This is a genomic window from uncultured Pigmentiphaga sp., assembly GCF_937950555.1.
GTDB lineage: Bacteria > Pseudomonadota > Gammaproteobacteria > Burkholderiales > Burkholderiaceae_B > Pigmentiphaga.
The window spans coordinates 57531-78956 of record NZ_CALFCW010000048.1 but is presented as its reverse complement, the minus strand read 5'-3'; the positions used below and the strand labels follow the sequence as shown (position 1 = coordinate 78956).

The 21426-nt window shown below is 63.7% G+C and carries 17 protein-coding genes; 8 read left to right on the top strand and 9 right to left on the bottom strand.

What is annotated here, in order from left to right; genetic code table 11:
* Positions 1–139: 139 nt before the first annotated feature.
* Positions 140–862 carry an FCD domain-containing protein gene (locus Q0319_RS13200; protein ID WP_299453197.1) on the bottom strand — a complete coding sequence of 241 codons (723 nt, stop codon included), beginning with the start codon at positions 860–862 and terminating at the stop codon, positions 140–142.
* Positions 863–1040: 178 nt separating this feature from the next.
* Between Q0319_RS13200 and Q0319_RS13195 the strand changes: the two genes are divergently transcribed.
* The 5 genes from Q0319_RS13195 (at position 1041) to Q0319_RS13175 (ending at position 6481) form a co-directional block, all read left to right on the top strand.
* Positions 1041–1922 (top strand): fumarylacetoacetate hydrolase family protein, encoded by an 882-nt coding sequence (locus Q0319_RS13195; RefSeq protein WP_299453194.1) that lies wholly within the window; start codon positions 1041–1043, stop codon positions 1920–1922.
* 74 nt (positions 1923–1996) lie between these two features.
* Positions 1997–2983, top strand: a complete 987-nt coding sequence (locus tag Q0319_RS13190; protein ID WP_299453191.1) for a tripartite tricarboxylate transporter substrate binding protein — start codon at positions 1997–1999, stop codon at positions 2981–2983.
* Positions 2980–3960, top strand: a complete 981-nt coding sequence (locus Q0319_RS13185; RefSeq protein ID WP_299453188.1) for an ornithine cyclodeaminase family protein — start codon at positions 2980–2982, stop codon at positions 3958–3960. Before Q0319_RS13190 ends, Q0319_RS13185 begins: the two co-directional genes overlap by 4 nt.
* A gap of 27 nt (positions 3961–3987) precedes the next feature.
* On the top strand, positions 3988–5016 hold the full coding sequence (locus tag Q0319_RS13180) for a dihydrodipicolinate synthase family protein (protein WP_299453186.1): 1029 nt from the start codon (positions 3988–3990) through the stop codon (positions 5014–5016).
* A gap of 4 nt (positions 5017–5020) precedes the next feature.
* Entirely contained in the window at positions 5021–6481 is a 1461-nt protein-coding gene (locus Q0319_RS13175) for an NAD-dependent succinate-semialdehyde dehydrogenase (RefSeq protein WP_299453182.1), read from the top strand.
* Positions 6482–6524: 43 nt separating this feature from the next.
* On the opposite strand, the gene Q0319_RS13170 is transcribed toward Q0319_RS13175, so the two are convergent.
* The 3 genes from Q0319_RS13170 to Q0319_RS13160 form a co-directional block, all read right to left on the bottom strand.
* Positions 6525–6995, bottom strand: a complete 471-nt coding sequence (locus tag Q0319_RS13170; protein WP_299453211.1) for a tRNA (cytidine(34)-2'-O)-methyltransferase — start codon at positions 6993–6995, stop codon at positions 6525–6527.
* A 63-nt stretch (positions 6996–7058) separates the two neighbouring features.
* Positions 7059–9392 carry a cytochrome P450/oxidoreductase gene (locus Q0319_RS13165; RefSeq protein ID WP_299453179.1) on the bottom strand — a complete coding sequence of 778 codons (2334 nt, stop codon included), beginning with the start codon at positions 9390–9392 and terminating at the stop codon, positions 7059–7061.
* A gap of 156 nt (positions 9393–9548) precedes the next feature.
* On the bottom strand, positions 9549–10376 hold the full coding sequence (locus Q0319_RS13160) for an IclR family transcriptional regulator (protein WP_299453176.1): 828 nt from the start codon (positions 10374–10376) through the stop codon (positions 9549–9551).
* A gap of 113 nt (positions 10377–10489) precedes the next feature.
* Here Q0319_RS13160 and Q0319_RS13155 point away from each other — a divergent pair, with 113 nt between their 5' ends.
* Both Q0319_RS13155 and Q0319_RS13150 read left to right on the top strand, forming a co-directional pair.
* On the top strand, positions 10490–10867 hold the full coding sequence (locus tag Q0319_RS13155; protein ID WP_296464709.1) for a DUF6152 family protein: 378 nt from the start codon (positions 10490–10492) through the stop codon (positions 10865–10867).
* Between the two features lie 6 nt (positions 10868–10873).
* Positions 10874–11338: a DUF2214 domain-containing protein gene (locus tag Q0319_RS13150; RefSeq protein ID WP_296464707.1), complete on the top strand. Its 465-nt coding sequence runs from the start codon at positions 10874–10876 to the stop codon at positions 11336–11338.
* Positions 11339–11358: 20 nt separating this feature from the next.
* On the opposite strand, the gene Q0319_RS13145 is transcribed toward Q0319_RS13150, so the two are convergent.
* Positions 11359–11799 carry a MarR family transcriptional regulator gene (locus Q0319_RS13145; RefSeq protein WP_299453172.1) on the bottom strand — a complete coding sequence of 147 codons (441 nt, stop codon included), beginning with the start codon at positions 11797–11799 and terminating at the stop codon, positions 11359–11361.
* Between the two features lie 96 nt (positions 11800–11895).
* Here Q0319_RS13145 and Q0319_RS13140 point away from each other — a divergent pair, with 96 nt between their 5' ends.
* Positions 11896–12249, top strand: a complete 354-nt coding sequence (locus Q0319_RS13140; protein WP_299453208.1) for a DUF1428 family protein — start codon at positions 11896–11898, stop codon at positions 12247–12249.
* 27 nt (positions 12250–12276) lie between these two features.
* On the opposite strand, the gene Q0319_RS13135 is transcribed toward Q0319_RS13140, so the two are convergent.
* The 4 genes from Q0319_RS13135 to Q0319_RS13120 are packed head-to-tail and all read right to left on the bottom strand — an operon-like array spanning position 12277 to position 21366.
* Positions 12277–13824 carry an efflux transporter outer membrane subunit gene (locus Q0319_RS13135; protein ID WP_296464702.1) on the bottom strand — a complete coding sequence of 516 codons (1548 nt, stop codon included), beginning with the start codon at positions 13822–13824 and terminating at the stop codon, positions 12277–12279.
* Positions 13821–16937, bottom strand: a complete 3117-nt coding sequence (locus Q0319_RS13130) for a multidrug efflux RND transporter permease subunit (RefSeq protein WP_299453170.1) — start codon at positions 16935–16937, stop codon at positions 13821–13823. The genes Q0319_RS13135 and Q0319_RS13130 overlap by 4 nt, the downstream gene beginning before the upstream one ends.
* Positions 16934–20050, bottom strand: coding sequence for an MdtB/MuxB family multidrug efflux RND transporter permease subunit (locus Q0319_RS13125; RefSeq protein WP_299453168.1), 3117 nt, complete (start codon positions 20048–20050; stop codon positions 16934–16936). The genes Q0319_RS13130 and Q0319_RS13125 overlap by 4 nt, the downstream gene beginning before the upstream one ends.
* A complete protein-coding gene (locus Q0319_RS13120) occupies positions 20047–21366 on the bottom strand; it encodes an MdtA/MuxA family multidrug efflux RND transporter periplasmic adaptor subunit (RefSeq protein WP_299453166.1) in 1320 nt (439 codons plus the stop codon). Before Q0319_RS13120 ends, Q0319_RS13125 begins: the two co-directional genes overlap by 4 nt.
* Positions 21367–21426 lie beyond the last annotated feature (60 nt).

The following is a 21426-nucleotide window of genomic DNA, read 5'->3' as shown; positions in this document are numbered from 1 at the left end:
ACTGCGCTGATCAAGAAGGAACAGCAGGTGCTGGGCGCGGTCATCAAGCGCTTGAACCTGACGCTGGATTAATCGAAGCGCGCTGAGCGTCGCCGTGGCGAGAGCGCCCCCGAAAGGGGCGCTTTTTTTGTGCCCACTCCTAGATCCTTCCAAGCAGGTTGGTGCGAGCATGCACAAGATGCTCAAACAGCTCCCGCCGTGCGGTCTCCGCGTCGCGCTGTTTTAGTGCTTGCACGAGGCGACGGTGCTCCGCTTCATATTCCTTGCGTCGCTCGGGTGTGACCATCTTCTTCTTCAAGAAACCCCATTCTGCGCTACTGCGAAACGTAGACAGCATCTTGAACGCGCTGATCAATACCGCGTTGTGGGTGGCCTGGGCGAGGCGTTCGTGCAATGCGTTGTCCCAATGCTCAAACTCTTCGAGCGTATCCGCTGCTTCTGCCCGGGCGCAACAGCTCTCCAATTCTTCAAAGTCGCTCGACGTTGCGTTGCTGACGACGAGGTCGATGATGGTGGGTTCAAGAAGAAGGCGCGCCTCCATGATTTCGGCAGGACTCGCTGAAGGAAGGGAGGGCACGCCCTCAGGTGGACAAGCTGGGCGGAGCGGCTCCGCAAGCGCTTCTGACACGTAGGTGCCGCTGCCAACTTTCTGAACGATTAAGCCTTGTTCCCTCAACTCCTGCAATACGCGGCGCAAGGAGAAGCGGCTCACTCCGAAGCTTGTGCATAGGCTGCGCTCGGTGGGCAGCCGGGTGCCGGGTGGCCATTTCCCTGAATGCAGGCCTTCAAGCAACGCCTTGCGGAGCGTCTGGACGGGATCTGCGCGGACCGGAAGCTCTAGTTTCACCGAGTTATTGGTCATTATCATCTCTTATTGGTCTAAATTGGTTTGATTGTAGACGGCTTAATATCGCGGGTTTCCCGGTGTAAACCCTAGGTTTATTCAGGTCAAAATGGTCTTATAGTGCAAGAACCGTGCACCAATCAGTACCAATTCATACCAATTTCCAAATCTTCAGAACTTGTTCGCCGGGCACATTATGAAACTAGCCACTTTCGTCCATGAGCGCCACCGCAGTGTCGGCCTTGTCCTCGACGATGCACGCCATGTCGCATTGCTCGACCTGCCGGACGATGCAGCTCAGAGGGGCGTGCTATCCCTCGTCGAGATGGCCGCCAAAGGTATCGATGTCAGCAGCGTTCGCCGCGGCGAGGTCTTGCCGCTTAGCGAAGTCTGCCTTGAAGCGCCGATCCCGCTTCCCCGTCGCAATCTGTTCTGCGTCGGGCGGAACTATCACGCTCACGCCAAAGAGCTCGCCGGTTCGGTGTTTAAGGCGAGCAGCGTCGACCCGATGGCGTGGCCGATCGTGTTCACGAAAGTACCGGAATGCGTCGTCGGGCCGAGCGATGACGTCGTGCTACCTGTAGGCATATCGAGTCAGATCGATTATGAGGCCGAGCTTGCAGTAGTCATCGGGCGGGGCGGCAAGAACATTGGGCGCGACGACGCGATGAAGCATGTCTATGGGTACACCATCGTCAACGATGTCACGGCCCGTGATGTGCAGATGCGTCACCAGCAATGGGATCTGGGTAAATCGTTCGACACCTTTTGCCCTATGGGGCCGTGGGTAGTGACGGCTGATGAGTTGGATGGCGCAAACACCCGCGTGCGCTGCTGGGTAAACGGAGAGCTGCGTCAAGACGCTTGCACGAAGGACCTGATTTTCGATATCCCGAGTTTGATCGAGACGTGCTCACGGGGCATCACGCTGTACCCCGGGGACATCATTGCGACTGGCACACCCGCTGGTGTGGGCATGGGGTTAACGCCACCGCGCTTTCTCCAGCCGGGTGATGTGGTCCGTGTGGAGATCGATGGCCTAGGGGTGATCGAGAATCGGTGTGTGACCTCAGCTTGATTCTTACTTTGGGTATAGAAGCCCCGCTACGCACCGCAGAGTGCGACGAGAACAAACTTTCTAGGAGACATACGATGAAAAGCAAAATCTTCGTGGCCGCCTTTCTCGGTGTGTCGCTGGCTGCATCATCAGCGATACGAGCAGAATATCCAGAGCGGCCGATTAACCTTGTCGTGCCGTTTCCCCCGGCGGGAACGGCCGACAACATGGCGCGCGCCATCCAGCCTGCGCTCCAGCGCGCACTCAAGCAAACCGTGGTGGTAGTTAACCGTGCGGGCGCAGGTGGCGCGATTGGAGTTAGCCACGTCGCTAGCGCTCCCCCCGATGGGTACACGATCCTCTACTCATTGTTGAGCGTAGCAAGCTTGCCGGACCAAGCCATCGTTAACAAGCAAAAGCCGCCGTTCACGTTGGACCAGCTCACCCCCATCGCTATGTTGAGCGCCGAACCCGTCGCCATGGTGGTTCCGGCCAACAGCCCCTACAAGAGCTTCTCGGAGCTCATTGCTGCAGCTAAGGCCAAGCCGGACACGTTGACCTATGGGTCGACGGGGTTTTTCGGGGAGGTCCATGTGCGCACCGCTGCATTCGCAGACGTGGCCCAGATAAAAGTCCGCCATATTCCGTATCAGGGCGGTGGTCCCCTCGTGAATGCCATGCTGGCGGAAGAAGTCGATTTCGCGCTGCTGTCCCGGGCATTGTCTCTTTCGCAGGTGAAGGCAGGGCGCCTGAGATACCTCGCAACCGCCGGAGATGAGCCTTGGGCGGACCCCCCCGGCCTACCACGCATGAAGGATGGCGGAGTGGATTTCGACTCCGTGGCAGGTACTGCCATCTTCATTCCTTCCGGCACACCCGAGGCGATAGAAAAGAAGATCCGGCAGGCGGTTGCGGAGGCTGCCCATGATCCGGAATTCAAGAAGGCCGTTTCCTCGATGGGCGGGCAAGTGAAGTATTTCGACGGAGAGCAGTTCGCGAAGTTCTGGGCTTCCTACGTGAAGTCCATTTCAGCCATTACGCGCCGCATCGCTGCGACGGAGACCTGGGAGGCACCAAAATGAGCAGCGAGGCGCCTATTTTCATTGGGACAGAAGTCGTTGAACGGGTGCTGACCTGGAAGGAATTGGTGGAGGCCTTGCGGGCCGCTTATACCCTGGATCATGACGAACACATCAGTCCGCCCCGTACATTTGCGCGCGGCGATGGCGCCTCGTTGCGCGCATTGGTGAGCGTCCCACCGGGTAAACGCTTTATGGGAGCGAAGGTGTTCGGCCGCGGTCGCAACCAAGGCATGAACTACTTGATCTCGCTGGTAGAGCAGGACACGGGAGAGATCCGCGCGCTGTTGGATGGTAACAAGATAACGGCTTATCGAACGGCGGCGACGTCCGCATTGGCGGTGGATTGTTTGGCGCCGCATCGGCCGCTGCGCTTGGGCGTCTTGGGAAGTGGCGCCGAGGCCCGCGCCCATGTGCAAGCGATCGGTGCGTTGCGAAAAGTCGAATCGCTGCAAGTTTACAGCCCGACGGCCGCCAACAGGGAACGGTTTGCGCGAGATTTCGAAGCCTCGCTAGGCGTTCCGTGCCGCGCGGTTTCCAGCGCCGCGAGTGCGATGGATGGCGTCGATGTCGGGATCGCCGCGGCGCGGTCGCGTGACGAGACGCCGATCTTGCACGCCGACGACTTGCATCCGGGGATGGTAGTGGTCTCCGTCGGGTCGACCCTCCCTCAGCAGCGTGAGCTCGATGCCTCTGTGATCGCGCAGTGCGACCTTATCGTTTGTGATACCCCGGACGAAGTCGTTTCCCAATCGGGCGACATGCTCGGCGCGCGAGCAAAAGGGATCGAATTTGATGCCAAGGTGCTGTCGCTCAACCGACTTGTACGAGGCGAGATTGGTAAGGACGCAAAGCTTCCGCTGTTCAAGTCGGTGGGTTCGGCGTTGCAAGACATCGTTGCGGCAGAGCTCGTTTATGAGCTCGCCATTCGAGAAGGGTTCGCCACAGGCTTGCCTATCTCATTTACCTATAAGCAGTGACGCATTTTTCCAATTAGGAGTTTGGACATGGCTTCCTATAAACGACACGAAGCCCGGGAGTGGGCGTTCGAAAATCTGCGCGGCGTTGCCAATGTGGTGATCCCGTCGTTCACCGCGGACCTAAAAGGACTCAACGAGAAGGGGATTCGCCACGACATCCGCCATGAAATCGAGCTTGGATTCTCTGGTGCCCTTCTTGTATCAGAGGTAGCCATGACTGTGAGCGAGTACGAGCAATTCTTCGCTTGGGCCAACGATGAGGCCCGGGGTCGGCTCAAGCTCATCCATCACGCGAGCTTCAATACCCTCGAAGAGAATATCGAGGCAGCCAAGATCGCGGAACGCAACGGCGCCGAGCTCATTCTCTTGTCTTATCCGGCCAACTTCTACGCGCGGACCTCGCAAGACATCTACGACTATACAAAGGCCTTCTGCGACGCCACAAACTTGGGTGTCATGCTATTCCAAGTGCCCCACTGGGGGTTCGACCGAGTGCACCCATCCGATATCGAGGCGTCGCTGATCCGGCGCTTGCTGGACGACTGCCCGAATATCGCCGCCCTCAAGGCTGAGGGCGGGATGCCAAGCATCATGGGCTGGGTGGAGGCCTATCGGCTGTTCAGCAAAGAAGTTGTCGTCACGATGCCGCTGGAGCAGTACGCACTCGCCTTGGCGCAGCTGGTTCCCATCCAGTTCATCGGCACCAGCGATACCGAGTACTACGGCAATATGATTCCTCGCATCTTCAACCTCATCCAAGAGCAGAAGTACGACGAGGCCACGAAGCTCTACTGGCAGCTGACGCCGGCGCGCAAGGCGCGCGCTGCGGCCAATGCCTATTCATCGCAAACTCAATTCCTCAACCGCATGCTCTGGAAGTTCGAGGGCTGGCTCAATGGATTCAACGGCGGCCCTCTCCGCCAGCCTACCATGCGGATCAACGAGAGTACGATGAACAACCTTCGGGAGGCGCTGAGAAAATCTGGCATCACACCGACCGATTCGCCCAATAGCGATTTCTTTATCGGCCGGAATCCCGTGTCGACCGTGGAGTGACCGTATGAGAGAAACCATCGTGCGGTCCCTAGAGCGAATCCCTACCGGTCTCTATATCGACGGCGCGTGGGTCAGGCCGGCTCAGCCCCGCTCGTTCGTCGTTTCCGATCCGGCGACGGGTGAAACGCTCGCCCAGGTCGCCGATGCCGACCTCGATGATGCGAAGGCTGCCGTCGATGCGGCGTCGGCGGCGCTGCCAGGATGGCGCTCCATGCCGGTGAGGCAGCGTGCCGAGATCCTGCGCACCGTTCATGCGCTGATGCTGGACCGGCTCGAAGACCTGGCTCGGATAATCACGCTCGAGAACGGCAAACCGCTGGCCGACAGCCGTGCGGAGGTCCGCTATGCCGCCGAGTTTTTCCGGTGGTATTCGGAAGAGGCGTGCCGCAATCTGGGGGCGCTCAGTCATGCGCCGTCGGGCGGCTATCGGATTATGGTTCAGCACGAACCCATAGGGGTCGTGGCCCTGGTCACGCCTTGGAACTTTCCTTCGGCAATGGGCGCGCGCAAGATTGCGCCTGCGCTGGCAGCAGGCTGTACCGCCGTGGTCAAGCCGGCTTCTCTGACGCCGCTCAGCATGCTGGCGCTGGCGCCGATTTTGGCCGAAGCCGGCGTTCCCAAGGGCGTCGTGAACATCGTGCCGACGTCACGTTCCGGAGCGCTTGTGGACCATTGGCTTCATGATCCGCGGGTTCGCCTTGTTTCCTTCACCGGCTCGACCGAGGTGGGGCGGACGTTGCTGAAATCTGCCGCGGACCAAATTCTCAAGACACCGATGGAACTAGGCGGGAATGCCCCATTTCTCGTGTTGAACGACGCAGACGTCCCGGCAGCGGTCGAAGGAGCGATGATTGCCAAGATGCGCAATATGGGAGAGGCGTGTACGGCTGCGAACCGCTTTTATGTTGAAGCCAGTATTTACGACTCGTTCGTATCGGCCTTCGTGGAGCGCATGCGCGCGCAGAAGGTCGGACACGGGCTCGACGAGAGCAATCACGTAGGCAGCCTGATTGACGCTGCGACTCGCGACAAGGTTGAGGAGCTTGTCCAAGATGCCGTGGCCAGGGGCGCCCGCGTCCTTTGCGGCGGAGAGCGCGTACCCGGGCCGGGCCATTTCTATCTTCCGACTGTACTCGGCGACGTTTCCTTGGATAGCCGCGTCTTGAAAGAGGAGATTTTCGGGCCTGTTGCGCCCATTGTGCGCGTGGCTTCCGAAGACGAGATGGTCGCACTTGCCAATGATACCGAATACGGTCTGGCGGCGTATCTTTATACGCGCGACCTTTCCAAGGGCCTAAGGCTAGCGGAGCGCCTGGAGTTCGGCATGGTGGCCTTAAACCGGGGGCTGCTTTCCGATCCGGCGGCACCGTTTGGCGGTGTCAAGCAGAGCGGGCTAGGCCGGGAAGGAAGTTCGGAGGGGATGCACGAATATATGGAGACCAAGTACATCGCAGTCGCCTGGTAGGCAGGCAGGGGCAGTTGACACGCGGGTATAGCGCATTGGCGCGCTATACCCCACCGGCGTAGCCCGCCTGCCGCCAGGCTTCGAAGACGACGACGGCCACGGAATTGGACAAATTCAGGCTGCGTTGGCCTGGCCGCATGGGTAGCCGCAGGCGCTGCGCATCGGGGAACGCGTCGCGGATGGCGGGCGGCAGTCCTGCCGTTTCGCTGCCGAAGACGAACACGTCCCCGGGCTGGAAGTTTGCGCAGCCCAGCAGCCGCGAGCCCCGCGTCGTGAAGGCAAACACCCGGTCCGAAGCCGCCCCGGTGGCGGCCACGGCGGCCGGGAAATCGTCGTGCACTGCGACCGAGGCCCACTCGTGATAGTCCAACCCGGCCCGGCGCAGCTTGGCATCTTCGAGCTCGAACCCGAGCGGCCGGACCAGGTGGAGCTGCACGCCGGTGTTGGCGGCGAGCCGGATGACGTTCCCCGTGTTGGGCGGGATTTCGGGGTGGACGAGGATGACGTGGAACACAATGCGGGAGGTAACCGGAAGAATGGGGCGATGGTAACGCATCTGCCCGCCCCGGCCGGCCCGCTATAGTTCCAGCACCAGCTTGCTGCCCCGGGCGCGCGAGCAGCACGTCATCATTCGGTTGTTCGCTTCCCGCTCTGCCTTGGTGAGCACCATGTCGCGGTGATCGACTTCGCCGGCGAGCACGCGCACTTCGCAGGTGCCGCACAATCCTTCCTCGCAGTCGCTGGACACGTCGATATTGGCCGCGCGCAGGGAAGCGAGCACGGTCTTGTCCGCCGGGACCGTGATCGTGATGCCGGAGTCTTTCAGCTCGACTTCGAACGCGTGTTCCTTGGCTGGGTCGAGCTGGGGAAGGTCGGATTCGAAGTGCTCGACGCGCAGCGCGTCCGCGGGCCAAGCCGCGCAATGCGCCTGGACGGCTTCGAGCATGTGCTTCGGCCCGCAGGCGTAGACCTGCCAGCCCACGCGCGGCCGGCCCAGCAGCGCGGCCAGGTCGTTGCGCCGGCCTTCTTCGGACACGTAGACGTGCAGGCGATCGCCGTGCAGGGCAGCCAGTTCCTCGAGCAACGCCATGCTGGAGCGCTTGCGGCCGCTGTAGTGGAGCTCGTAATCGAGCCCGAGCTCCAGCGCGCGGCGGGCCATGGCTGCGATGGGCGTAATGCCAATGCCGCCCGCGATGAATATCAGCTTGCCGGCGGTCTCATCCATGCGGAAATGATTGCGCGGCCCGCGGATGCGGAGCTTGTCGCCGGCGCGTACCTGCCCGTGTATCCACGCCGAACCGCCGCGGCCGGTGGGTTCGTGCAGTACGGCGATTTCCAGCGCGTGTTCGTCGGCCGGGTCGCCGCAGAGGGAGTATTGGCGGGAGCGGTCCGGTGCGCCGCATTCGACGTCGATGTGCGAGCCAGGCGTCCAGCGAGGCAGTGCGCGGCCGTCGGGCGAGACCAGGCGGAGTTTCACGATGCCGTCCGCGATGCGGGTCACGCTCTCCACCACCACCGTGCGGGCGATGGCGTGGCGCGAGGGTTCGCCGATCCGCACTGGGGCCTGGGCCTGCAAGATGCCGGGGTTCCGGCGCTCGGGGTTCTGTGCGGGATCCCACTCCACCCAGAGGTGCTCCGGGCCGCGGAATGATGTGTTCGGAACATAGGTGAAACGCTGTTCGGCCAGTCGCATGTGGGGCAGGCGGCGGGTCAGCTCTTCGAGGATGACCTGTATCTCCATGCGCGCCAAGTTCTTGCCCATGCACTGGTGCGAGCCGTAGCCGAAGGTCAGGTGGTCGCTCGCATTCTCCCGGCGGATGTCGAAGAAATCCGCGTCGGCGAAGTGCCGGTCGTCGTGGTTGGCCGACGATGTGACGATGAGTAATTTGGCGCCCGCGGGAACGTCCACGCCCTCGATCTTCGTATCGCGCGTCACCAGCCGCCGCCAGGCTGCGATCGAACCGTTGTGGCGCAGGCACTCTTCGACCGCGTTGGGAATCAGCGTAGGATCCTCGCAGATGTCGCGCCAGGCGTCGGGGTGCTGCAGGAGCAGCTTGATGGCGTTCGCCGCCGCGTTCGCCGTCGTCTCGTGTGCGGCGACGATGCCGGCCATCATCATCGAGTGCAGATAGGAGTCTGTCACGATGTCCGGATGCAGCCTCTGCATGCGGATGCCGTACTGCATCCAGCCCGGCTGGTCCGGGTCCTGCCGCATTTTCTCCAGGACCTTGCCGGCGTACCGCCAGAAATTGCCGACCGCATGCGCGACCGCCACCTGCTCTTCCGGCTTCGGACGCCCCCACGTATTGACCGTATGGGCGATGGAATAGCGCCGCAGCGTGTCCATGTCTTCTTCCGGAACGCCCAGGAAATGCAGCGCTACCGTGAGCGGCACCTCCCACAGCATCTGGTCGACCAAGTCGGCGCGGCCGTCGTCGATGAATCGATTCACATACTCGCGCGTCAGCTTCCGGACCAACGGCTCGTGATGCCTGATGTGCTCCGGCGTAAACGGTTCCATCAAGAGGCGCCGCCGCGGCATGTGCGCCGGTTCGTCCTCGTTGACCAGCGTCCGGTTCATCGCATAGCCATACTGTTCCAGCACGGCGTTGGCTTCCGGGCCGGTGGGCGTGATCTTCTCGAGCGCGATCGACGGGCTGAACGTAATGTTGTCGCGGAAAATCGCCTTGATCGCGTCGTAGCGCGTAACGACCCAATAACCCAACTTGGGGCTGTAAAAAATGGGCTCCTGCTCGCGCGCCCAGCGGACGTATTCAGGCGGGTCTTGCTGGTAGGCGTCGCTGAATGGATCGAATTCGGCTGCGCGGGCGCTGACGGGGCAGCCCGTCGGGCTAGTGGTCATCGCTGCATGAACGGGGCAGCCCCCGGTGGAGGGTGGGGTAGCGGCCATGGGTGTCTCCCGGAAAAGCATCCGTGTTTTGCGTAATTATTGTACGCATTGCGTAAATCGGCAATGGGTGTCAACGAGCCGTGTCCTGATGCGGATGCCAGGACCGGATGCTCGGGCGAATTTGGGAAAAGGCAGAGGTGGAAGTGCTTGCCCGGGCTAGCGCCCAAACCCCAACCGCCTGCTGACTGTTGCCGCCGCTTCCCGCACTGCGCGCGCGATCTCGCCTTCGGGCTCGGGGTCGAATGCGCCCGACGGGCCGAGCGCGGTCATGACGACCGTGACGCTGCCGTCGGCATTGAACACCGGCGCCGCGACGGCGCTGATGCCGGCAAGCATGAGGTCACGCACGGGGGCGCAGCCCAGCGCGCGGATTTTCTCGAACACTTTTTCCGCGGCGGTGCGGTCGGGCACATGCAGGCGCTGGTCCGGCGTGGCCGCGTCCAATTCTTTCGTGATTAGTGCCTCCAGTATGGCGGAGCGGCAGAAGGCGCCGAAGGCGCGGCCGGTGGCCGACCACAGGATGGGCATGACGGAGCCGACGCGGACGTTGACGGCGACCGGGTGCACGGGTTCGCTCCAGCGCACGATGGTAGGACCGCAGTTACCCAGTACCGAGACGAAGCACGATAGGTTGTGCGATTCGCCGAGCTTCGCCAGTTCGGCCGAAGCGAGGGTCAAGGCATCGGATTGGCGCATGGCGGCCAGTCCGATGGCCAGCGATTCGGGGCCGAGCAAGTAGCGCGAGGTCGCCGGATCCTGGATGACGAAATCCGCTTCCACCAGGCTCGCCAGGTAGCGGTGGACTTTGGCGGGGCTTTCGCCGAGCCGGCCGGCCAATGCGGTGAGGGAGGCGGCGCCCCCCATGGCGGCCAGGGTCTTGAGCACGGTCATGCCGGTGCCGGCCGATTGCACTTTGCTGCGGCGCGAGGGGGGGCGGGCCGGTTTGGGGACGGAGGTAGGGGCGGCGGAAAGCTTGCTGGCCATGGGGCGTCCGGATTGGCTTAAAGAACAATATGTTACGCAAAGCGCGGCGCTATCTTGCGTCTTTGCTTGCCGCTATAGTGGGTGCGTGTCCTTCAATCCGTCAGGAGGCGCCTATGTCTGGGAAATCGGTGGCTTGGGCCGCGCTAGCGCTAGCCGCCGCGGCCAGCGGTACGGCCTGGTCCCATCATGGTTGGTCCTGGGCCGAGGCCGAGCAGATGCAGCTTCGCGGTGTCGTCCGGCAGGTGCAGATTGCTCCTCCCCACCCTTGGCTCGATGTGCAGACGGCCGAGGACGGCCTGTGGCGCGTGGAGCTCGGCAATCCCTCGCAAACCCGGCGTGCCGGGTTCGTCGAGGGATCCGCCAAGCCGGGGGACGAAATCGTCGCGACCGGCAACCGTTCGCAGGACCGCAACGAGAAGCGCATGAAGGCGGTGCAGATATCCGTGGGCGGCAAGACCTACGATATCTATCCCGAACGCATCCGCCGCTGAACGCTGATGCTCGAGTGGCTGGAGGGCCTGCCTCACGCACTTGTGCTGCGGCATTCAGGCACGGCGTATCTGTTCGTCAGCGCGGCGCACATCGCCTCGATTGGCCTGCTGTTGGGAAGCATTGTGGCGCTCGACCTGTGTTTGCTCGGGTTTGCCCGGGTCGTTCCGCTGGCTGCGGCGGGACCGTACCTCAGCCGGGTGGCGGTCGTGGGCCTCGCCCTGGCGGTGCTGACAGGGGGCTGGCTGTTTTCTGTGCGGGCCTCGGAATATGCCGCCAATCCGGCGTTCCTCGCCAAGCTGGGCATCGTGGGAGCCGCGGTGCTGAATGCAGCGATCGTGCATGGGAGCGGTGCATGGCGTCGGGCGCTGTCGGCCACTTCGCCACAGCCGGCTGTCCGCGCCCATGCCGCAGTTTCCATGCTGCTGTGGTTGGCTGCCGTGGTGGCGGGCCGATGGATAGGCTTCTTGTAGCCGGGACGCAGGCGGACCGTTCAGCTGAGTGCAGCTAGCGTCGTCCGCAGCGCTTGCGCTGCATCTTTGCCCAGGGCGGACTCGATCTCCGCATGCGTCGTGCGCCAGGCCGGCAGCGCTTTTCTCAGTGTCGCGTGTCCTTTTTCGGTCAGGAACAATAGGCGACTGCGGCGGTTGCCCGGGTCGGCTTCCACGCGTACCAGGCCTTCGCGCTCGAGCGGCTTTAGCGCGGCCGTGAGGGTGGTCCTGTCCATGCCCAGCAGTTGGGCGACGGGGCCCATGGTGGGGGGCTCGGGGCGGTTGAGCGCCATTAGCAGCGAGAACTGGCCGTTGGTCAGGCCGACCGGCCGGAGTGCTTCGTCGAAGCGCTTGCCCAACGCCCGCGCGGCTCGCTGCACGTGCAGGCACAGGCAGGCGTCCCGGACTTCGAGCGTGGCGGAGTATGGAATTTTCTTTGACATGATGTTCCAATTATGTTGATATCAACGTAAAGAGCAAGTCTCACTGCTGCCTGACGTGGCGCCATTCCGTTTTTTCATCTTTCAGGGAGACCGATGATGAAGTACGTCGAAGGGTTTGTCGTAGCGGTGCCCCGGGCCAACAAGGAGCTTTATCTCCAGCACGCGGCGCAGGCCGCACCGCTTTTCAAGGAGTTCGGCGTGACGCGCATGGTCGAGTGCTGGGAAGACGACGTTCCCGACGGGAAGCTCACGGATTTCCGCCGAGCCGTGCAGGCCAAGGAGGACGAAGCAGTCGTGTTTTCCTGGTTCGAGTATCCGTCCAAGGAAGTGCGCGACGCCGCCAACGCGAAGATGACGTCTGATCCGCGCTTGCAACGCATGGGAGAGAGCATGCCTTTTGACGGCAAGCGCATGATCTTCGGCGGTTTCGCGCCTATCCTCGACGTATAACGCGTCCGGCCATCGGGCGGCCCGGTTTCATTGGGTCTCGCTTCGCTCGGGCGCCTCGGCGGCCTTGCCGCCAGCCGAGGCGAGTGCATCGACGTGCCATCCTCCCCCCAGCGCGGCGATGAGGTTGACGCTGGCCGTCAGGCGGTTTCCGAGCAGCGACAGCGCCGTGCGTTCGTTGTTCAGCGCTGCGGTCTGCACCGAGACCACGCTCAGGTAGTCGATCAATCCGGATTCGAACTGATTGGTGGTCAGCCGCAAGGATTCCCGGGCTGCGTCCAACGCGCGCTGTTGCACGGCCTGCTCTTCTTCCATGACGCGAAGCTGCGACAAATAGTTCTCCACCTCGGCCAGGGCCGACAGCACGGTCTGCCGGTACGCTGCGACCTGCTGGTCATAAGCGGCCTGCGCTTGCTGCGCCTGGGCGCGGCGAAGACCGGCGTCGAAGAGTGGCGCGGCGAGCGCAGGGCCGAGCGACCAGAAGCGGGCGGGGGCGGTCAGCCAGTCGGAAAATTGGGAGCTGCGGTAGCCGAGCGAGGCCGACAACGTCAGGGAAGGGAAGTAGGCCGTCTGCGCAACCCCGATGCGTGCATTGGCGGCCTGGACTTGGCGTTCGGCGGCCGCGATGTCGGGGCGCCTTTCCAGGAGTTCCGATGGCAGGCCAACGGGTATGGCGGGGAGTACGGGCCGGAACGCAGCCGGTGGCAGGCTGAATTCGGACGGCGGCTGCCCGACCAGGATGGCGATCGCGTGCTCCAGCTGCGAACGCTGCCAGCGCAGGTCGACAGCCTGCGCGCGGGTGGATTCCAGTTGGGTGCGGGCCTGGGCGATCTCGGCCTTGGCTGCCACGCCCACCGCGTAGCGGTTTTCGTTCAGTCGCAGCGAGCGCTCGTAGACCTTGATCGTCTCATCCAGCAGGCGCTGCTGCTCGTCCAGGATCCGCAACTGGAAATAGGTGCGCGCCAGTTCGGCCTGGGCGCTCAGGTGGGCGTTGGCCAGGTTGGCGGCGCTGGCCTCGACGCTGGCGGCGTCGGCTTCGAGGCTGCGGCGGATGCGCCCCCAGAGGTCGACCTCCCAACTGACCGAGGCATTCATGTTGTACTGGTTGCGTATGCTTTGGGAACCGCCTTGATTGGTCACCACGCCGTTGCTGTTCGTAGTGACGCTGCTGCGTGAGCCGGTGCCGGTGCGCGTGGCCGAGGCGTTGCCCGTGACGCTGGGGAACAGCTCGGAGCGTGTCGCACGCAGGACGGCCGCGGCCTGGCGATACTGCGCTTCGGCCTGGGCGATGGTCTGGTTGGCCGTCGCAACCTGCTCCATGAGGCCTGACAAGACCGGGTCTCCGAACACTTCCCACCAGGGGCCGCGTTGCTCGTGGTCGCGCGGTTCGGCGGCCTTCCAGCCGGCGGCTTCCTTGAAGGCGGTGCCGGTAGCGACAGTCGGCCGTACATAATCAGGGCCCATCGCGCACCCGCCGAGCATGGCGGCGAGGACGATGCCGACCGCCGTCCCAGCGCGGCGGCAGGAGCTCGAGAAAAAGAGGGGCGCGCCCGATCGTGCGGGCAACGTCTTGCTCATAAGTTGTCTCCGGGTAGCGCCATGCCCGCGGACCGCGGACGGCTCCAGCGCCGTTGCGCCCGCCGGTGCAGGCGGTCGAGATACAGGTACACCACGGGCGTGGTGAATAGCGTCAAGATTTGGCTGACCACGAGCCCGCCCACGATGGTGATGCCCAGGGGCTGGCGCAACTCGGCGCCGGCGCCGGTGCTAATGACTAGCGGCACTGCGCCCAGGATGGCGGCCATCGTAGTCATGAGGATGGGGCGGAACCGCTTCAGGCATGCCTCGTAGATGGCCTCGCGCGAACCCAGGCCGTGCCTGCGCTGCGCATCCAGCGCGAAGTCCACCATCATGATGGCGTTCTTCTTGACGATCCCGATGAGCAGGAATACGCCGATCAGCGCGATGAGCGTGAACTCGTGGCCCAACATCATGAGGGCAAGCAGCGCCCCCAGTCCTGCCGAAGGCAGGGTCGAGAGGATGGTCAGCGGGTGGATGTAGCTCTCGTAGAGCATGCCCAGCACGAGGTACATCGTCACGAGCGCCGCCAGGATCAGCCACGGCTGTGCGCTGAGCGCCGACTGCATCGCCTTGGCGCTGCCCGAGAATCCGGCCTGGATTTCGGTGGTGGGGAGGTTGATGCGCGCCACCGCTTCATTGATGGCGCGCGTGGCCTGCTCTAGCGAGACCCCGGGTGCCAAATTGAAGGAGATGGTGTCGGCGGCAAACTGGCTTTCGTGCGAGACGCTGAGGGGGGCATTGGTCATGCGCCATTTGGCGAAGGCCGAGAGCGGGACCCGATTGCCTTCGGACGTAATGACATACACCTTCTCCAGTGCGCTGGGATCCTGGGCGAACCGGGGGTCGACCTCCATCACCACGCGGTATTGATTGAGGGGGTTGTAGATGACCGAGATCTGGCGCTGGCTGAACGAGTTGTTGAGCACGGCCGCGATCATGGACATGTTCACGCCCAGCCGGGTCGCAGTTTCACGGTCGATTTCGAGCGAGACCTGCCGGCCTTTGTCTTCCACGTCTAGGTCGATGTCGGTCAGCTCGGGCAGGGCGGCCAGGGCGCGCGATACCCGGGGCATCCAGGTGCGCAGCACGGAGAGCTCGGAGGCCATCAGCGAGTACTGGTAACCGGAGTTGGACATGCGCGCGCCGATGCGTATGTCTTGGTTGGGCATCAGGAACATGCGCGCGCCCGGCACGTTGCTCAATTTGCCGCGCAGGCGGTTCATGACTTCGTCGACCGAGACCTTGCGCTCGGATAGTGGCTTGAGCTGGATCATCAGGAAACTGGTATTGCTGCCGCCGCGACCGCTGCTGTATCCGGCCATGCTTTCGACCGCCGGGTCTTCGAGGACGACCTTGCGGAAATACTCCAGCTTGGGGCGCATGGCCTGGAACGAGGTGCCCTGGTCGGCGCGGATGAAGGCCATCAGCTGCCCGGTGTCCTGCTGCGGGAAGAAGCCCTTGGGAATCTTCACGTACATGTAGCCGTTCAGGCCGATGACGACCAATAGGACGACGAGCGTGAGCAGCGAGTGCCGCAGCACCCAGTCCAGGGCGGCTCCGTAGCCGCGGGTGAGCCACGCGAGGAACGCCTCGATCGCCCGCGAAATGCGTCCCGGGCGGCGCGCCTCGCGCACCGGCCGCAGCATGCGGGCGCACATCATGGGCGTGAGGGTCACCGAGACGACCAGCGAAATCAGAATGGCCGCCGACAGCGTGATGGAGAACTCCCGGAAGAGGCGTCCCACGATATCGCCCATCAATAGGATGGGGATGAAGACAGCCACCAGCGACAGGCTCATCGACAGTACGGTGAACCCTACCTCGCGCGAACCCAGCAATGCCGCGCGCAGCGGCGACATGCCGGCTTCGAGGTGACGCGCGATGTTCTCGAGCACCACGATCGCATCGTCGACCACGAAGCCGGTCGCCACGATCAGGGCCATCAGCGACATGGTGTTGAGCGAATATCCGCAGAGGTACATCACCGCGAAGGTGGCAATGAGCGAGACCGGCACCGCCACGCTCGGGATGAGTGCGGCGCGTAGGTTCCGAAGGAAGAGCAGCACCACCAGGATGACCAGGATGACCGCGATAATGAGCGTTTGTTCGGCTTCGGCCAGCGAAGCGCGGATACTGGGGGTGCGGTCCTGGGCCACGGTGAGCGTCACGTCTCCCGGCAGCATTGCGCGCATCTGCGGCAGCGCTTCGTGGATCCGGTCTACCGTCTCGATGATGTTGGCATTGGCCTGCCGCCCCACGACGAGCAGGATGGCCGGGCTATTGTTGAAGAAACCCATGTTGAACAGGTCTTCCACCGAGTCTTCGACTCGCGCGACGTCGCTCAGCAGCACCGGCGAGCCGTTGCGGTAGGCGACGACCAGCGAACTGTATTCGCTGGCCTTGCGCAGTTGATCGTTGGTGGCGACCAGCCAGCTGGTTTTGTCGTTCTCCAGCATGCCTTTGGGCCCGCGCGCATTGGCGTTGGCCAATGCAGTGCGCACTTCGTCGAGTGCGATGCCGTACTGGTTTAGCGCGGTGGGATTCAGCTCCACCCGCACGGCCGGCAGCGAGCTGCCTCCTACTTGCACGTCGCTGACGCCCTTGATCTGGGCGATGCGCTGGGCCAAGATGGTCGAACCGACGTCGTAAAGCTGGCCCTGGTCCAGCGTCTTGGAGGTCAGCGCGAGCACCATGATGGGCGCCGAAGCGGGGTTGCGCTTGGTATACGTGGGGTTGCTGCGCAGCGCAGAAGGCAGCATGTTGCGGGCGGCGTTGATGGCGGCCTGGACGTCGCGGGCCGCGCCGTCGATGTCGCGGCTCAGGTCGAATTGCAGCGTGATGCTGGTCGAGCCCTGCGTGCTGCGGGATGTCATCTCGGTGATGCCAGCAATGCTACCGAGGGCGCGTTCCAGCGGCGTCGCCACGCTCGACGCCATGGTTTCGGGGCTGGCGCCGGGCAGGCTGGCCCGCACCGATATGGTCGGGAAATCCACCTGCGGCAGCGGCGCAACGGGCAATTTGACGAAGGCGAGCGCGCCCGCGAGGACGACGGCGATCGCCAGCAGCACTGTGGCGACCGGACGCATGATGAACGGCGCCGAGATGTTCATGACCCGCCGCCCGAATGGCCCATGGCGATGTTGCGGCTGCTGCGCCTGCGTCGCATCGCGTGGCCGAGCCGGTCAAACATCAGGTAGATGACGGGCGTGGTGAACAAGGTGAGCAGTTGGCTCACCAGCAGCCCGCCCACCATGACGATGCCCAGCGGCTGGCGCAGCTCGGCGCCGCTGCCTGTGCTGAGCATCAGCGGGACGGCGCCGAACAGGGCGGCGAAGGTCGTCATCAGGATGGGGCGGAAGCGCAGCAGCGCCGCCTGGTGGATGGCGTCGCGCGGCGCCATGCCCTGCTTGCGCTCGGCGTCGAGCGCGAAGTCGATCATCATGATCGCGTTCTTCTTGACGATGCCGATCAAGAGGATGATGCCGATGATCCCGATCATGTCGAGATCGTGGCCGGCAAGCATCAGCGCCAGCAGCGCTCCCACGCCTGCCGAGGGTAGCGTGGAGAGGATCGTGATGGGGTGAATGTAGCTCTCATACAGGATGCCCAGCACGATGTACATCGTGGCGATCGCCGCCAGGATGAGCAGCAGCGTGCTATTGAGCGAAGCCTGGAAGGCTTGGGCCGCGCCTTGGAAACTGGTTTGTATGCCCAGCGGCATGCCGATGTCGCGCTCGGCCTGCAGGATGGCCTCTACCGCGCTGCTCAACGAAGCGCCGGGCGCCAGGTTGAAGGAGACGGTAGCGGCGGGAAATTGCCCCAGGTGGTTGATCGACAGCGGAGCGGTCCGCTCCGAAACGCTGACTACGTTGGTCAGCGGTACTTGCTTGCCGTCGGACGTGCGGACATAGATCTGTGACAGCGACGACGGATCCTGCCGGAACTGGGGCGCGACTTCCAGCACCACCCGGTATTGGTTGGCCTGGGTGAAGATGGTCGAAATCAGCCGCTGGCCCAGCGCGTCGTACAGGGCGTTGTTGATGTCGCTGGCCGTGATGCCGAGCCGCGAAGCTGCGTTGCGGTCGATTTCGACATAGGTTTGCAGGCCGCGGTCCTGCAGGTCATGCGTGACGTCGGCCAGCTGCGGCAGCGTTTGCAGGTGTTCCACCAGCCTGCGGGTCCACAGGCTGAGATTCTCCAGGTCGGGGTCCTGCAGCGTGAACTTGTACTGCGTGCGGCTGACGGTGTCTTCGATGGAGAGGTCTTGCACCGGTTGCATGTAGAGGCGGATGTCTTCCAGCTGGTCGAGCCTGGCCTGCAGGCGGGCGATGACCTCTTGGGCGGAGCTTGTGCGCTCAGCGTGCGGCTTCAGGTTGATTTGCAGCCGTCCGGTGTTGAGCGTGGCATTGGTGCCGTCGACGCCGATGAAGGACGCCACGCTGGCCACGTCCGGATCGCGCAGGATGATGTCGGCCGCCGCCTGCTGGCGGCGGGCCATGGCCGCGAACGATACCGAGGGCGAGCTTTCGCTGATTGCCTGGATGACGCCTGTGTCTTGTTGGGGGAAGAAGCCTTTGGGTATCGCCACATAGAGGAGGATCGTCAGCAGCAGCGTGCCCAGCGCCACAAGCAGCGTCAGCGGCTGATGGGCGAGCACGCGTTGCAGCATGCGGTCGTAGCCGGCGATCAGGCGGTCGAACCATTCGCCGCTCTTGCGGTAGAACCAGCCTTGTTCGGCGTCGGGGACGTGGCGCAGGTATTTCGCGCACATCATGGGCGTCAGGCTCAGCGACACCACGAGCGATATCAGGATGGCTACCGCCAGGGTGATGGCGAACTCCCGGAACAGCCGGCCGATCACGTCACCCATGAAGAGCAGCGGAATGAGGACGGCGATCAGGGAGAAGGTCAGGGAGATGAGGGTAAAGCCGATCTGAGCGGCGCCCTTGAGTGCCGCCTGCACCGGGGATTCGCCTTGCTCGAGGTACCGGGCGATGTTCTCGATCATGACGATCGCGTCGTCTACCACGAAGCCGGTGGCGATCGTCAGCGCCATCAACGTCAGGTTGTTGATGCTGAAGCCCGCCAGGTACATGATGCCGAAGGTGCCGATCAGCGACAGCGGCACGACGACGCTGGGAATGACGGTGGCCGTCAGGTTGCGCAGGAAGACGAAGGTCACCATGACCACCAGTGCAACCGCCAGCATCAGTTCGAATTGCACGTCCTTGATCGACGAGCGTATGGATTCGGTGCGGTCTGAAAGCACGGCGACGTCCAGCGTGCTGGGCAGCGCCGCTTCGAGATCGGGCAGGATGCGCCGGATGTTGTCCACGACCTGTATCACGTTGGCGCCGGGCTGGCGCTGCACGTTGAGCAGGATCGCCGGTTTGCCGTTGGCCCAGGCTGCCTGGCGGATGTTCTCCGCGTCCTGCACCGTCTCGGCGACGTCCGAGAGGCGGACTGGCGCCTGGTTGGTATAGGCGATGATGAGGTCGCGATACTGCTCGATGGTCTTGAGCTGGTCGTTGGCGTCGAGCGTGGTTGCCCGGGTCGGGCCGTCGAAATTCCCCTTGGGCTGGTTGACATTGGCGCCGGTGATCGCGCTGCGGATGTTGCTCAGGTTCAATCCGTACGCTGCGAGCGCCTGGGGATTGGCGCGGATGCGCACGGCCGGCCGCTGGCCGCCTGCGATGCTGACCAGGCCCACGCCCGAGACCTGCGAAATCTTTTGCGCCATGCGCGTATCGACCAGGTCGCGCACCTGGTAGAGGGGCAACGTGGGCGAGCTGATCGCCAGGGTGAGCACCGGCGTGTCGGCCGGGTTGACCTTGTTATAGATGGGGGGCGCGGGAAGGTCGCTCGGCAGCAGGTTCCCAGCGGCGTTGATGGCCGCCTGCACCTCTTGTTCGGCGATGTCCAGCGGCAGGTCCAGGTTGAACTTGAGGGTGATGACCGACGCGCCGCCGGAGCTGATCGACGACATCTGGTTGAGCCCGGGCATCTGGCCGAACTGGCGCTCGAGCGGAGCCGTCACGAGCGAGGTCATGACGTCGGGGCTGGCGCCGGGGTACTGCGTGACCACCTGGATGGTCGGATAATCGACCTCGGGCAGCGCCGAGACCGGCAACATTTTGTAGGCGATCAGCCCGGACAACAGGATGGCCAGCATCGCCAGGGTCGTGGCGACCGGCCGCAGGATGAATATCCGCGACGGATTCATGGCGCGGCGCGTCCCGGCGAACGGCGGCGGTTGCCCGGGTTGGCGCCGCGTTGCAGCTGGCTACCGGCCGCCGCCGGCACCGCGTCGGGTCCCTTCACCACCTGCACCTGGGATCCATCGCGTAGGCGATCCACGCCTTCCACCACCACTTGCTCGCCGGGCCGCAGGCCCTCGAGGACGGCGACGCGTTCGCCGTCCGCCTGGCCGAGCTTGAGTACGCGCAGCTCGACTGTGTTGTCTTCCTTGACGACGTACACGAAGGTCCCGGGCGTGCCCCGCTGCACCGCCGTGGTCGGAATGACCGTGGCGCGCTCGAGGGTGCGTACGTGCAGCCGCACGTTGACGAACTGGTTGGGGAAGAGGCTTTCGTCCTTGTTCTCGAAACGCGCCTTGAGCTTGACCGTGCCGGTGGCGGTGTCGATCTGGTTGTCGACCGTCGTCAGCACGCCGTCGGCGATATGGCGCACGTCGGCCCGGTCGTAGGCCTGTACCGACAAGGTCTTGCCGGCGCGCAGCTGCGCCAGCACGTCGGGCAGCTCGGTTTCGGAAATGGTGAACAGGACGGAAATGGGCTGGGTCTGGGTGATGATCACCAGGCCGTTGGCGTCGCTGCTGCGGACCAGATTGCCCTGGTCGACCTGGCGCAGGCCGAGGCGTCCCGAAATGGGCGCCGTGACCCGGGTGTAATCGAGCTGCAGCTTGGCGTTGTCTACCGCGGCTTGGTTGGTCTTGAGCGTGCCTTCATACTGGCGCACCAGGGCGATTTGCGTGTCCACCTGCTGGCGCGCGATGGAGTCTTGCTCATATAGCGTCTGGTAACGCGCGAGGTCGCGGCGGGCATTGTCCAATTGCGCGCGGTTCTGTTCCAGGACGCCTTCGGCCTGGGCCAGTGCGACCTGATAGGGGCGCGGATCGATCTGTACCAGCAGGTCGCCGGCCTTGACCAGCTGCCCTTCCTGGAAGAATACCTTCTGCAGTTCGCCGTCGACCTTGGCGCGCACGGTAACGGTGTTGTAGGACGTGACCGTGCCGAGCGCCTTGATGTAGACCTTCATGTCCTCGGCCTGCGCCGGCACCACGCGTACCGGTGTGGCCATCTGGAAGCCGCCGGGCGTTGGCACCCCTGGGGCGCCCGGCCCGCGGGGTGCGCTGGCGCCGCCCGCGGGAGGCGAGGACGCCCGGTGGGCGTGCCACCACCCGTAGCCGGCGGCCGCCAATATGACGACGATCGCCAGTCCAAGCCAGCGCCGTTTTTTCTTGCTGTTCGACGGTGAGGAAGGATGTGCCCGCTCGGGCTGGGAAGGAGTGTCGGCCATGGGGTTCCGGAAAAGGCTTGCTTAATCTCGCCGGCCGGGAAATACGCCCCCGCGCGCGGC